Source organism: Streptomyces bacillaris, assembly GCF_003268675.1.
GTDB classification, from domain to species: Bacteria; Actinomycetota; Actinomycetes; order Streptomycetales; family Streptomycetaceae; genus Streptomyces; species Streptomyces bacillaris.
In genome coordinates, this window is record NZ_CP029378.1 from 785119 (window position 1) to 797894 (window position 12776).

A 12776-nucleotide genomic window follows, 5' to 3' on the forward strand; every position below is an offset into this window, starting at 1 on the left:
GGCCGGGGATCGAGCGTGGGGGTGGGCGAGCGGTTGGTACGGGGGCGCGCGTCGGGGGAACGGCGCGCGCCCCGGCGTCGGAACGGCCGGGAACCGTCCCGAGGCCGGTGGGGCGGGGGCGTCGGACGAGGGGCCGGAAGCCGACGGCCCGGGGCGGGGCATCGGCTCCGGCCGTCAGGCCAGCGGGACCGCCAGGCTGTGCAGGTAGCGCATGAGGGTCATCAGCACATCGCGGCTGGAGGCCCGCAGCCGGGCGTCGCAGTCGATCATCGGGACCTCGTCCGGCAGGTCGAGCGCTCTGCGCAGGGCCTCGACCGGGTGGTGCGGTGCGTCGGGAAAGGTGTTGACGGCCACCACGAAGGGCACCCCGCGCTCCTCCAGCCGGCCGATCACGTCGAAGCTGACCTCCAGCCGCCGGGTGTCGATGAGGACGACGGCGCCGAGGGCCCCCTCGAAGAGGCCGTTCCACAGGAACCAGAAGCGCTCCTGGCCGGGGGTGCCGAACAGGTAGAGGATCAGCTCCTCGCTGAGGCTGATCCGGCCGAAGTCCATGGCGACGGTGGTGGCGGTCTTCGTCTCCACCCCGGCGTTGTCGTCCACGCCGACACCGGCCTGGGTCATGGTCTCTTCGGTCGTCAGGGGCCGGATCTCGCTGACCGAGCCGACCATGGTCGTCTTGCCGACCCCGAACCCGCCGACGATCACGACCTTCACCGCGGCGGTGGCCGTGGTGGGGAGGACGTCCTCGCTGCGGGGTCCGGTGATCGTGTCAGAGCTTCTGAAGTCCATGCATCACCGCTTCGAGAAGGGACCTGTCGGGGAGTGTGGCGCGGACGATCGGCGCACGCGACTCGATGAGTTCGGTCGCGAGGAGATCGCTCAGGAGCGAGGTGACCACGCTGAACGGCAGGCTGAGGTAGGCGGAGATCTCCGCGACCGATAAAGGCGCCTGACAGAGCCGCAGGATCGCGGCCTGCTCCGGCTGGAACGTCGGCGAGGGCTCGGCCTGCGCGACGACCATCGTGACCAGGTCGAGTGCGGCCCGCTCGCTGTCGTCGAGATCACCCGTGATCACATACAGCCGTTCCGGGTCGATGAGCGCCGGATCGGTCGTGCGGCGTTCTCGTCGGGGTCCGCTCATCCGGACTGCCCGCCGTGGCGGGGCGGACTGGTCAGGTGGGCACCGATCCGCACGACCATGTCCCGCATCCTGGCGCCGACCAGCCCGGCGTCCACGGTCTCGCCCGCCAGCACGGCGAGATACGCGCCGGTCCCGGCCGCCATCAGGTAGAAGAAGCCACCCGTGACCTCGATGACCACGAGCTTCATCATGCCGTCGCTGTAAGGGATCTCGGTGGCCACCGCGGCGGCCAGGCTCTGCAGTCCTGCGCAGGCGGCCGCCAGCCGGTCGGCGACGTCCGGGTCACCGCCGTGCATGGCGATGCGCAGCCCGTCCGAGGAGAGCACCACGATCTGATGGATGCTCGGCACGTCGTCGGCCAGTTCCTTGAGCATCCAGTCCATGTTTCCGCGCTGCTGGATCACTTCAGGTCTCCCTTGTCCCACGCGTCATCGGAGTCTTCGCCGTGCTTCGGTTCCTGCGGTACGCCGTTGACGGCCTTGGTGAAGGCCTCCAGCCAGAGGCCGGGGGGCTTCTCGCCGCCCTGCCCACCGGGTCCGCCGGGTGCGGCGCCTCCGGCGCCCTGGTGCCCGCCCCGGTGCGGCAGCCCTCCGTTGACGGGGGCGGCGGACGGCGGGGGCTGCTGCGGCAGGTTGTGCGAGCCGAGCGGGGCGCGGCCCCGGCTGCGGCGCTGCGGCAGACCGTTCTCGGTCCACTCGGTGACCACCGGGACGTCGTCCTCCATGGCCGGGACGGGCCCGGCCGGACGCGCCGCGGCGGCCGGGGCGCCGGTGGGGGCCGGGGCGACCACGGAGGGGACCGGGCCGGTGGCGGCGGGCTTGGGCTTGCGCTTGCCGGGGGGCGGCACCACGTGCTGGAGCTGCGACATGTCCAGCGAGCTGGTGGGCCGCGAGGTGGCGCCGATGCCGTGGGCGATGCCCGGGGCCGGGCCGGTGGTGATCATGTCGCGCGGCACGATGAGGACCGCGCGGACCCCGCCGTACGCCGACTGGCGCAGCGAGACCTGGAGTTGGTACATCCGCGAGAGGCGGCCGACGACGGCCATGCCGAGCCGGGGGGACTCCCCGAGGTCGTTCATGTTGATGCCGGCCTGGGCCTGGGCGAGCATGTTCTCGGCCCGGGCGCGGGCCTCCTCGCTGAGGCTGACGCCGCCGTCCTCGATCTCGATGGCGATGCCGGTCTGCACCTCGACCGCGGTGACGTGCACCCGGGTCTGCGGCGGCGAGTAGCGGGTCGCGTTGTCGAGCAGCTCGGCGCAGGCGTGGATGAGCGGCTCGACCGAAGTGCCGACGATGGCGACCTTGGCGATCGAGTGCAGATCGACGCGCTGGTACTCCAGGATGCGGGACATCGCACCGCGCAGGACGCTGAACAGGGGTACGGGCTTGGGCCACTGGCGGCTGGGCCGGGCCCCGCCGAGGACGGCGATGGAGTCGGCGAGCCGGCCGATCAGCGCGGTGCCGTGGTCGATGCGCAGCAGGTCGTCGAAGACCTCGGGGTTGCGCCCGTAGTGGTCCTCCATCTCCCGCAGCTCACTGGCCTGGCGGTGCACGATCGCCTGGACCCGGCGGGCGACGCTGACGAAGGCGCGCTGGGCGGAGTCACGCCGGGCCTCCTCGTTGTCGATGACCTCGAGGACCTGGTAGATCTGCTCGCGCAGCGCCTTGGGCAGATGTCGGTTGGCGGCGTCCGCGTCGACGATGTCGCGCATGACCTCCTCGGGCGAATTGCCCACCCGCAGCCGCCGGATGGCGGCGGGCATGACTTCCTTGGTGAGCCGCACGGTCTCGGAGTCATGGCTGAGGATGCGGTGTTCCAGGTAGGCGATGCGCTGTTCGTACTCCGCGCGCTGGGCGGCCATGGCCCGCTTGCGGCGGTGCAGCGCCACGGTGAGCACGGCGACCACGAGCGTGGTGATCGCGCCGCACACGGCGACTGGTATCCGCGCGGCCGGGACCACCAGGGCCGCCCCGGCGACGGTGGCCGCGGCCAGCAGGACCACGGGGGGCAGGACTACGCGGACGACGGGGACTTCTCTGTCGGTCGGCGGTGATTCAACACGGACCATCTAAAACCCTCTGGCGGTTGATTCCGGGGTGTACCGGGATGTATACGCACGTGAGCGGAGACTCATGAACAAGTGCTCGAATTCGCATCAACTCGACTTCACTGCGCGTGAGCTTAGCCAGATCAGAACAGGGGATCGGCATATTCACCCAACCCCCTGCGGGAGCCCGCGAAGAGGAATACACTCGCCAGTTTTCGCACTCACCGCTGTGGAGCGTGCGCGGGGAGTGACGAAGGCCGGAAAGGGCCTGGCGCCGACCTCTCGGGTCCCGACAGGCGGGACACACCGAGGTGTCAAATCGGCTGATATGCCATCAAATCACCGGCAGAGCAGCCGATGTGTATCGCGGAGTGGGACAGAGGCACAGACGATCGAACCGGATCGAAAGGAACAGATTCCCGATCACTCACCGGGTGAACGGAGAAAGCGCCGTGCTGACGCGTATACGACCGCCCCTCCCCGGGGCCCGCCGGGCACCCCGCGCGTACCGTGCCGCGGCGGGGATCACGGCGGCCGGGCCGCCCCCCGATGGCCCCGGGAGCGATACCCGGAGTGACGGCCGGACGGAGAAGGACCGGACGGCAAAGGACCGGACGGAGAGGGGGCGGGCGAAGAAGAGGGGCGGGCGGCACCGTATGCGCCCGGTACGCCGGGATCAGCGGCGCGTCCCGCCGAGGCGGCCCTCCAGCTGGACCAGCAACTCGCTCAGCCCCGCGCTGAGTTCGGCCCGGCTCCGCTCGTCGAGCCCCGAGAGCACCGCCCGTTCGTACGCGAGCTGTTCGGGCAGCAGCCGGTCGACCAGGGCGCGGCCCTCCTCGGTGAGGCGGACATGGGCGACCCGGCGGTCACGCTCGTCGCCCCGGCGGTCCACCAGGCCGCGTTCCTGGAGGGCTCGCAGCCGCTTGGTGACGGCGGCGCCGGAGGAGAAGGTCTCCCGGGCCAGCTCGCCAGGGGTGAGTTCCCGGTCGGTACGGCGTACGGCGCCGAGGAGGTCGAACTCGGCGCGGGTCAGTCCGGCGGAGCGCAGCGGGGCGTCCTCCGCCTGCTGGAGCAGGGCGGCGCAGCGGTTGATGCGGCCGATCAGCTCCATCGGGCCGGTGTCCAGCCCGGGGTTGACGGCATGCCACTGCCGTACCACCGAGGCAACGATGTCGTCGGTCACTCCGCTCCGTTCGCAGGGGCAGGGACCGTTGTGCCGCGCCGCGCCTTCGGGGCGCGGGCGGCCGGACCCAGCCGTTGTGCTGTCGCGGTGAGCGTACGGTGTCCGGCCTGCTCGGCCGCGAGAACCTCCTGCTCGGGCAGGGCGCGCTGCCACCACTCCCCCGCCGCGGTGTCGGCGGCCTCGCGCAGTTCGACGAGGCTCGCGGTCAGCGCGCGGCGCGCCCGGGCCCGCTCGGCAGGGGGCTGCCCGGCCGCCCGTTCCGCCTCCGTACGGGCCTTCGCGGTGGCGTGAAGTGCGCGCTCGACGCGGCCCGCCGCCCTCCGGTTGGTGACGAGCGCCGCCGCGAGGAACCCGGCGAGCGCGCCGAGGACGGTGTCCAGGACCCGGTCGCCGATCAGCTCACCGGCCGGGTGCGGCGCGCCGAACTCCAGGACCAGGAGGGCCATCGGGGTGACGGCGACGGAGCCGAGCCAGTAGTTCCGGGTGATCAGGGCCTCGGCGGCGAAGCCGAAGAAGAGGCAGCACAGGACGAGCGCGAGCGGGGTGGTGCGGGAGAGCGGCAGGACGGCGGCGAAGACCAGGACGCCCAGGAGGTTGCCCAGGGTGCGCTGGAGGGTCCGGTTCCAGGTGAGGGTGATGTTGGCCTGGTAGAGGGAGGCGGCGGTGACGATCGCCCAGTAGGGGCGGCCGACGCCGAGGGCCGCGCAGAGGTAGCCGGCGAGCGCGCAGCCGATGAGGGTACGGACGGCGACGGGGAGCAGCGGCGATCCCGGGCCGAGGCTCCGCAGGAGGGTCCGGCGGGCGGCACGGCGGCGGCCGGGGTCCCGCAGGGCGGCCCGCTCGGCCTCGATGCCGTACAGCTCGGTGTGCTCGGTGCCGCACTCCTCTTGAGGGCCCGGCGGAGGCGGTACGGGGACGGGTCCGCGCCCCCGGGTCAGGGCGGCCAGGCCCCGCAGCCGGTCCGCCTCCGCCTCCACGTCCGGGCCTGTGGCCGACGGGGTGACGGCCGCCTCCGCGTGCGCCACCAGCCGTTCCAGGGAGCGTCGTACGGGGGTGGGGCGGCCGGAGGCGAGCAGGCACTGCCAGGCGGCGTGCACGGCGGCGGCCGCGGCCCGGTGCGTACGGGGCCCGGGGTCGGCCACGCGGTCGGCGGCGGCCGCCAGGGCGCGGGCGACGGCCCGCCGTTCGGGCCCCTCGCGGCGGATCAGGGCGGGCCCGACACAGACCAGCCAGGCCACCGCCCCCGCCGCCAGGGTCAGCGCCAGATGCGCCGGGACCTGGCCGAGGCGCTGCGGGGCGAACAGGGCGGCGGAGCTGACGAAGGTGAGGATGACGTGGCCGGGCGGGCCGATGCGGGTCGCGTCGCACGCCGCCTTCTGGACGGCGGCGAGCAGCGCGCCGACCGCGACGAGCACGGCGGTGGAGTGGGTGAGCGAGGCGGTGACCAGCGCGGCCCCGAGCCCGGCGGTCATGGCGAGCACGACGCCGGTCAGGGTCCTGGCCCGTCGCGCGTACGGCAGGCCGTGCCCGTACAGCGCGCAGAGCGAACCGGCCATCGTGTAGATCACGAGGTCCAGCCGGCCGAGGGCGAGCAGCGTCAGCTGCGGTACGGCGGAGGCGGCCACCATGCTCAGTGCGGGCTTGAACCAGGTGTCCGACGGACGGCCGAGCCGGAGCGGGGCGACGAGGGGGAGGCTGCGGGCCCGGGGGTGCCGGGGCCGGATGGATGCATCACTCACCCATATACGTTAACAGGTATTACACGTGTAAAAGATATGGGCGCGGATGCCTCCCGACACCGGTCCGGGAATGGACCCCTGGGCCTCTGTTCGACCGCGTGGCCCCTGAGGCACACTGTCCCGCGTAATCGGTGACCCATATTCTTTGAATCTTCATACAGCTACTACGATGACGGGCCATGACCAGGGTGAGCGCGCGGACCGACCGGCAGCGGTGCCGCTCCCGTGTGCCCGGCTCGCCGGTCTGGGTCTTCGCCCTGCTGTCCCTGCTCTTCTGCTGCTCGGTCACCACTCCGGCCGCCGCTGCCGTTCCGGTGGCGATGGAGGCCGCGGGCCCGTCCTCCGTACGGACGCTGACACCGGTGACCGGTCTGTACATCGAGCCGGTCGCCATGGCCGTCCCCGTCGACCGGGGGCTCGGGACCTCGTGCCACGGCGGCTCGACCCACTCGGCGGCCGTGGTACTGCCGGTGGCGTCCGCGCCCCTCGCGCTCCCCTGCTCCCCCGTGGCCGTCGTGCCCACCGCCCCGCTGACCGGGGCGGCCGCCATCCGGGGGCCCTCCCACGACGGTGTCCCCTCCGTCGATCAGCTGCGTCTTCAGGTTCAACGGATCTAGAGCCGGGTCCGCTCCTCTCTTCTCCGCGCCCCCGTGCCGGAGTGGTGGGAGCGGCTGCCCGTATGCCCTGTTTCCCCTCCCCCTCCCTGTATCGACCCGGATGCATCCGCCGCATCCGCTGAACGACGAGGATCTCCCATGGCTTCCGCCAAGAACCCGAACTCCCCCGCCGCCGCCCGCCGTGCCAAGCTCGAGGAGGCCCGCCGCAAGGAGCGGGCCCGTGAGCGGCGGGGCCGCCTCATCACCATCGGCGCGTCCGTCGCCGTGGTGCTGGCGCTGGTCGCCGGAGGCGGCTACCTGGTCTACCAGGCGAACGAGAAGGACAAGAAGGAGGAGCAGGCCCGGAACTCGCCCGTCACCGGTGAGCGCACCTGGAAGGACCTGAAGCAGGGCCACGTGGAGACGAAGGTCGACTACCCGATGACCCCGCCGGTCGGCGGTGACCACAGCCAGGTCTGGATGAACTGCAACGCGGACGTCTACACCGAGGAGATACCGAAGGAGAACGCCGTCCACTCCCTGGAGCACGGCGCGGTCTGGGTGACGTACAACGACAAGGCGTCGGAGGCGGACGTCAAGGCGCTGACGGAGAAGGTCAAGTCGACTCCGTACTCCCTGATGAGCCCGGTCAAGGACCAGAAGGACCCGCTGATGCTCAGTGCGTGGGGCAAGCAGGTGACGGTGGACAGCGCGTCGGACGCGCGCGTCAACCAGTTCTTCACCAAGTACGTCCAGGGCCCGCAGACCCCTGAGCCGGGTGCCGCCTGCACGGGCGGGCTCGGCAGGTGACCGCCGTGACCAGCCCGTTCTCCTCCGCCCGGCGGATGGTGCTCGCGGGCGCCGTCGTGCTGCTGCTGGCGGTGGGCCTGGTGGCGCTGATGGTCGGACGGCCGTCGTCGGCGTCCTCGTCCGCGAGGGCGGCGCAGTCCGCTGCGGAGGGGTCGGCGGACGCGGGGTTCGCCCGGGACATGGCGATCCACCATCAGCAGGCGGTGGAGATGTCGTTCATCGTGCGTGACCGCACCGAGGACGAGGACGTGCGGCGCCTGGCGTACGACATCATCAACACCCAGGCAAACCAGCGCGGCATGATGCTGGGCTGGCTGGAGCAGTGGGGCCTGCCCAAGAGTTCGGCGGAGCCGCCGATGACGTGGATGGGCCACACCATGAAGCCGACCGGCGACGGTTCGCTGATGCCGGGCATGGCCACGACCGCCGAGCTGAAGGAGCTGAAGGCGGCCGAGGGCAAGGCGGCCGAGGTGCTGTTCCTCCAGCTGATGACCGTGCACCACCGGGCCGGGGTGGACATGGCACAGGCCGGGGCCGAGAAGGCCGGCACCGATGTCATCCGCAATCTGGCGAAGGGCATGGTCAACGGCCAGGAGTCCGAGATCGGGCTGATGGCGACCATGCTGAAGGCGCGCGGCGCCCAGCCGTGAGCCGCTGGACGGGTCCCCTTCCCCACGGATCACCCCGCGGGGAAGGGGACCCGTCCGCGTCGGCGGAACGGCCGGTCGTCGCCGGCATCACATAGGCTCGGCGACGATATGAAGAGCATCCTCACTCCGCTGGGGCCCAAGGCCGACAAGGACACCGTGCGACGGCACAATCTGAGCCTGGTGCTGCGCGCCGTCCGGGACGAGGGCGAGAGCGGGGAGGCGACCCGCGCCGGGGTCTCCGCCCGGGTCGGGCTGACCCGGGCGGCGGTCTCCTCGCTCGTCGAGCAGCTCATGGAGAGCGGGTTCCTGACCGAGTCGGGGAAGACGTTCAGCGGCCAGGCCGGGCGCCCCGGCACCGCGCTCAAGGTGGCCCGCACCGGCCCCGCCGGGCTCGGCGTGGAGATCAACATCGATTACGTGTCGGTCTGCGTCGTCGACCTCGCGGGCACCGGCCGGGTCCGCCAGACCGAACACCTCGACAACCGGGGCGCACCCGCCGGGGAGGTCCTCGCCCGCGCGGCCCGGATCGCCGCGCGGACCCTGGACTCGGCGCGCGAGCAGGAACTGCGCCCGGTGGGTGCCACGCTGGCCCTGCCCGGCCTGGTCTCCGGCGGCTCGGTGCGGCAGGCCCCCAACCTCGGCTGGAACGAGGTCCCGGCGGAGGATCTCTTCGCCGAGGCGCTGGCCGCCCTCCGGCCGGGCCACCCGGTGCTGCCGGTCGCCTCGGAGAACGAGGCCAACCTCGCGGCCCTGGCCGAGCTGTGGTTCGGCGGCCTCGGTGACGTACGGAGCTTCCTCTATCTGACCGGTGAGATCGGGGTCGGCGGCGCGCTGGTGCTCGGCGGCGAACTGCTGCGGGGCGCGCACGGGTTCGCCGGGGAGATCGGCCATGTCGTGGTGGACCCGGACGGGCCGGAGTGCCGGTGCGGGTCCCGGGGGTGCCTGGAGCAGTACGCCGGGCAGACGGCGCTCCTGCGGGCGGCCGGGATCGACGGGTCCGGGGGCGGCGCCGGGGTCGTGGAGCTGGAGCGGCGCGCCCGGGCCGGGGACGGGCGGGCGGTGGCGGCGCTCACGGAGGCGGGCCGGATGCTGGGCCGGGTGGTGTCGGGGGCGGTGAACCTGGTCGACCCGGACGCGGTGGTGCTCGGCGGGATCTACCGGGGCCTGATGCCGTGGCTCTCGCCGCCCGCCGACGAGGAGCTGACCGGCCGGGTGGTGTCGGGGCTCTGGTCCCCCGGCAGCGGCCGCCTCCGCGCGTCATCGGTGGCGGGCGACGCGGCCCGGGGGGCGGCGGCGCTGGTGGTGCAGGACGTACTGGCCGACCCGGTGGCGTACGCGGAGCCGTAGGGGGTGTGAGGCGGGGGCGTACGGGGGTGGGGCCGGGGCCTCCCGGGGCCCGGCGCCCTGCGAGGGCCCGGTGCCCGCCCCGAGGGGCCGGCGCCCTTCCGGTGGGCCCGGGGCCCTTCCGGCGTGCCGATGCCGTCCGAGGGACGGGCACCGTCAGGGAGGGCCCGGTGCCATCCGGAGGGGCTGGGCCCTGTGCGTTCCCGGCCGGCCCGGTACGTTCGCGGCGAGCGCGGTGACTTCCCAGCAGGCGCGGTGACTTCGCGGCGGGCCCGGGACCCATCCCTGCGGGCCGGTTGCCTTCCGGCGGGGCCGGGCCCGCCCCCAACCCTCAGCGCACGCCCAGCAAGTGGTCCATGGCCAGCTGGTCCAGCGCCTCGAAGGCCATGCCGCGTTCCGCCGCCGCGTCCGCGTCGAACTCCTCGTACGCCGTGCGGTCCGCGAGCAGCGCGGCCAGGCCGTCCCCCGCCGTCGGGCGCGCCAGCTGGTCCAGGCGGGAGGCGCGCAGGGCGGCCCGTACCTCGGGGTCGGCGCGGAAGGCCGCCGCGCGCTCCTTGAGGATCAGGTAGTTGCGCATGCACCCGGCGGCCGAGGCCCAGACGCCGTCGTAGTCCTCGGTGCGCGGGGGCTTGAAGTCGAAGTGGCGCGGGCCCTCGTAGCCGCTCTCCAGCAGGTCGACGAGCCAGAACGCCTGGCGCAGGTCGCCCGCGCCGAAGCGGAGGTCCTGGTCGTACTTGATGCCGGACTGGCCGTTGAGGTCGATGTGGAAGAGCTTGCCCGCCCACATGGCCTGGGCGATGCCGTGCGGGAAGTTGAGCCCGGCCATCTGCTCGTGCCCGGTCTCGGGGTTGACCCCGACCAGTTCGGGGCGCTCCAGGCGTTCGATGAAGGCCAGGGCGTGGCCGACGGTGGGGAGCAGGATGTCGCCGCGCGGCTCGTTCGGCTTGGGCTCGATGGCGAAGCGGAGGTCGTACCCCTGCTCGGTGACGTACTCGCCCAGCAGGTCGAAGGCCTCCTTCATCCGGTGCAGGGCGAGGCGTACGTCCTTGGCGGCGCCGGACTCCGCGCCCTCGCGGCCGCCCCAGGCGACGAAGGTGGTGGCGCCGAGTTCGACGGCGAGGTCGATGTTGCGCAGGGTCTTGCGGAGCGCGTACCGGCGTACGTCACGGTCGTTGGCGGTGAACCCGCCGTCCTTGAAGACCGGGTGGGTGAAGAGGTTCGTCGTCACCATGGGCACGACCAGGCCGCTCGCGTCGACCGCCTGCCGGAACCGCTTGACGATCGCCTCGCGCTCGGTCTCCGACGAGCCGAAGGGGATCAGGTCGTCGTCATGGAAGGTCACGCCCCAGGCGCCCAGTTCGGCCAGGCGCTGCACGGAGTCGACAGGGTCGATGGCCGCGCGGGTGGCGTCGCCGAAGGGGTCCCGGCCCTGCCAGCCCACGGTCCACAGGCCGAAGCTGAACTTGTCCTCGGGGGTGGGGGTGAAGCGTTCCGTCATCGTCGTCCGACCGCCTTCGCCTGCCGTCGGGGCCGGGGCCACGCGCCCGGCACCCCTATTTGTTCACTGTCATGACTAATCATGCACGGGGTTCCCGGCCGACGTAACCCCCGCGGTCGTGGCGAGTTCTCCCGTGCCCTGTTCCCCCGGGCCGGGATCACGTAATTTGTTCGCGGCACAGCCGAATGAGCCCCACCTCATCACCCGAAAGAGGCCGCCCATGTCGTCACGTACCGTCGTCATCGGCGTGGACAGCTCCACCCAGTCCACCAAGGCCGCCGTGATCGACGCCGTGACCGGCGAGCAGCTCGCGGTGGGGCGCGCCCCGCACACCGTCACCGGCGAGTCCGGGGCGCGGGAGAGCGACCCGGAGGTGTGGTGGCGGGCGCTGGGCGACGCGGTGGCGGCCGGGCTGAAGGAGTCGGGCCTGCCCGCCCGCTCGGTGACCGGGATCGCGGTGGCGGGCCAGCAGCACGGGCTCGTCGTGCTGGACCGCTCGGGCCGTCCGCTGCGGCCCGCGCTGCTCTGGAACGACACCCGCTCGGCCCCGCAGGCCGCCGCGCTCACCGCCGAGCTGGGCGGGGCCACCGCCTGGACCGGGCGGACAGGGTCCGTGCCGGTGGCCTCGATCACCGCGTCCAAGTGGCGCTGGCTCCGCGAGCACGACCCGGAGGCGGCGAAGGGAGCCGCGGGCGTCCGGCTGCCGCACGACTTCCTCACCGAGCGGCTCGCGGGTGTGGCGGCGACCGACCCCGGGGACGCCTCGGGCACCGGCTGGTACGCCACCGCGACCGGCGCGTACGACCCCGGGCTGCTGGACCTCCTCGGCCTGGACCCGGCCCTCCTCCCCGAGGTCGCGCCCACCGGGGCCACCCGGATCGGCTCGCTCACCGACGAGGCGGCCGAGGCGCTGGGGCTCCCGGCGGGGATCGCGGTCGCGGCGGGGACCGGCGACAACATGAGCGCGGCCGTGGGGCTGGGGCTCGGCGGCGCCGGACTGCTGGACCACCCGGTCCTCTCCCTCGGCACGTCGGGGGTGGTCTTCGCCGCCTCCCGTACGCGCTCCACCGACCCGGCGCTCTCCGGGTTCGCCGCCGCCGACGGTACGTTCCTCCCGCTGGCCTGCACCCTCAACTGCACGCTCGCCGTGGACAAGGTCGCCTCCCTGCTCGGCCTGCACCGCGAGGACACCGCCCCCGGAGGCGAAGCCGTACTGCTCCCGTACCTCGACGGCGAACGCACCCCGGACCTGCCCACCGCCTCCGGGCTGCTCACCGGACTGCGCCACGACACCACCCCGCAGCAGTTGCTGGGCGCCGCCTACGAGGGCGCGGCCGTCACCGTACTGCGGGCGCTGGACACGCTGTTGCGGGCCTGCGGTCTCGACCCGGACGCCCCGGAGGTGGCCGCACGCCCGCTGCGGCTGATCGGCGGCGGGGCGCAGGGGCTGGCCTGGGTGGAGACGGTGCGCCGGCTCTCCGGCCGCCCGATCGTCCTTCCGGCGGGCGGCGAACTGGTCGCCCTCGGCGCGGCGGCGCTCGCCGCGTCGGCGGCGGGCGGCGGGGATCCGGTGGCGCTGGCGACCACGTGGGGAGCGGGTGACACGGGCCGTCAACTCGACCCGCAGGAGCGGGACTTGGCGACCTGGCAGCGGGTCACCTCGGTGCTGGACCGGGCCGCGGAGCCGCTGCTCGGCGGCTGACGGGCGGGCGGGCCCGGGGGCCCGAAGGCCTCGGTTGGGAATACCAACTGATTTTCCATAAGATCC

The 12776-nt window shown here is 73.2% G+C and carries 12 protein-coding genes; 5 read left to right on the forward strand and 7 right to left on the reverse strand.

Features of this window, described 5'->3' with window-relative positions:
* Window positions 1-174: 174 nt before the first annotated feature.
* The 6 genes from DJ476_RS03245 to DJ476_RS03275 all read right to left on the reverse strand — a co-directional run bounded on the left by DJ476_RS03245 (window position 175) and on the right by DJ476_RS03275 (window position 6110).
* A complete protein-coding gene (locus DJ476_RS03245) occupies window positions 175-789 on the reverse strand; it encodes a GTP-binding protein (RefSeq protein WP_003964952.1) in 615 nt (204 codons plus the stop codon).
* Window positions 770-1141, reverse strand: a complete 372-nt coding sequence (locus tag DJ476_RS03250) for a DUF742 domain-containing protein (protein ID WP_026238214.1) — start codon at window positions 1139-1141, stop codon at window positions 770-772. The genes DJ476_RS03245 and DJ476_RS03250 overlap by 20 nt, the downstream gene beginning before the upstream one ends.
* The gene (locus DJ476_RS03255) at window positions 1138-1545 is read right to left on the reverse strand and encodes a roadblock/LC7 domain-containing protein (RefSeq protein WP_018491940.1); all 408 of its coding nucleotides are present in this window, start codon (window positions 1543-1545) and stop codon (window positions 1138-1140) included. The genes DJ476_RS03250 and DJ476_RS03255 overlap by 4 nt, the downstream gene beginning before the upstream one ends.
* Window positions 1542-3209: a sensor histidine kinase gene (locus DJ476_RS03260; protein WP_112489784.1), complete on the reverse strand. Its 1668-nt coding sequence runs from the start codon at window positions 3207-3209 to the stop codon at window positions 1542-1544. Before DJ476_RS03260 ends, DJ476_RS03255 begins: the two co-directional genes overlap by 4 nt.
* 655 nt (window positions 3210-3864) lie before the next feature.
* Window positions 3865-4371 carry a MarR family winged helix-turn-helix transcriptional regulator gene (locus tag DJ476_RS03270; RefSeq protein WP_112489785.1) on the reverse strand — a complete coding sequence of 169 codons (507 nt, stop codon included), beginning with the start codon at window positions 4369-4371 and terminating at the stop codon, window positions 3865-3867.
* Window positions 4368-6110 (reverse strand): FUSC family protein, encoded by a 1743-nt coding sequence (locus tag DJ476_RS03275; protein ID WP_112489786.1) that lies wholly within the window; start codon window positions 6108-6110, stop codon window positions 4368-4370. Before DJ476_RS03275 ends, DJ476_RS03270 begins: the two co-directional genes overlap by 4 nt.
* Window positions 6111-6289: 179 nt before the next feature.
* Between DJ476_RS03275 and DJ476_RS03280 the strand changes: the two genes are divergently transcribed.
* From DJ476_RS03280 to DJ476_RS03295, 4 genes are all read left to right on the forward strand, one after another.
* Window positions 6290-6727: a hypothetical protein gene (locus tag DJ476_RS03280; RefSeq protein ID WP_112489787.1), complete on the forward strand. Its 438-nt coding sequence runs from the start codon at window positions 6290-6292 to the stop codon at window positions 6725-6727.
* A gap of 138 nt (window positions 6728-6865) precedes the next feature.
* The gene (locus tag DJ476_RS03285) at window positions 6866-7516 is read left to right on the forward strand and encodes a DUF3105 domain-containing protein (protein ID WP_112489788.1); all 651 of its coding nucleotides are present in this window, start codon (window positions 6866-6868) and stop codon (window positions 7514-7516) included.
* Window positions 7513-8166, forward strand: coding sequence for a DUF305 domain-containing protein (locus DJ476_RS03290; RefSeq protein WP_181006447.1), 654 nt, complete (start codon window positions 7513-7515; stop codon window positions 8164-8166). Before DJ476_RS03285 ends, DJ476_RS03290 begins: the two co-directional genes overlap by 4 nt.
* Before the next feature lie 108 nt (window positions 8167-8274).
* Window positions 8275-9513 (forward strand): ROK family protein, encoded by a 1239-nt coding sequence (locus DJ476_RS03295; protein WP_103417154.1) that lies wholly within the window; start codon window positions 8275-8277, stop codon window positions 9511-9513.
* Window positions 9514-9841: 328 nt separating this feature from the next.
* Here DJ476_RS03295 and xylA read toward each other — a convergent pair whose 3' ends face one another.
* Complete coding sequence (gene xylA / locus DJ476_RS03300; RefSeq protein WP_112489789.1) at window positions 9842-11008, reverse strand: xylose isomerase; 1167 nt, start codon at window positions 11006-11008, stop codon at window positions 9842-9844.
* A gap of 220 nt (window positions 11009-11228) precedes the next feature.
* Here xylA and xylB point away from each other — a divergent pair, with 220 nt between their 5' ends.
* Window positions 11229-12710: a xylulokinase gene (gene xylB / locus DJ476_RS03305; RefSeq protein WP_103417153.1), complete on the forward strand. Its 1482-nt coding sequence runs from the start codon at window positions 11229-11231 to the stop codon at window positions 12708-12710.
* Window positions 12711-12776 lie beyond the last annotated feature (66 nt).

Excerpts from the sequence above, each read along its gene's own strand:
- DJ476_RS03285 (WP_112489788.1), top strand. The coding sequence starts at position 6,866 with ATGGCTTCCGCCAAGAACCCGAACTCCCCCGCCGCCGCCCGCCGTGCC.
- DJ476_RS03250 (WP_026238214.1), bottom strand. The coding sequence starts at position 1,141 with ATGAGCGGACCCCGACGAGAACGCCGCACGACCGATCCGGCGCTCATC.
- DJ476_RS03245 (WP_003964952.1), bottom strand. The coding sequence starts at position 789 with ATGGACTTCAGAAGCTCTGACACGATCACCGGACCCCGCAGCGAGGAC.
- DJ476_RS03295 (WP_103417154.1), top strand. The coding sequence starts at position 8,275 with ATGAAGAGCATCCTCACTCCGCTGGGGCCCAAGGCCGACAAGGACACC.
- xylA (WP_112489789.1), bottom strand. The coding sequence starts at position 11,008 with ATGACGGAACGCTTCACCCCCACCCCCGAGGACAAGTTCAGCTTCGGC.
- DJ476_RS03260 (WP_112489784.1), bottom strand. The coding sequence starts at position 3,209 with ATGGTCCGTGTTGAATCACCGCCGACCGACAGAGAAGTCCCCGTCGTC.
- xylB (WP_103417153.1), top strand. The coding sequence starts at position 11,229 with ATGTCGTCACGTACCGTCGTCATCGGCGTGGACAGCTCCACCCAGTCC.
- DJ476_RS03280 (WP_112489787.1), top strand. The coding sequence starts at position 6,290 with ATGACCAGGGTGAGCGCGCGGACCGACCGGCAGCGGTGCCGCTCCCGT.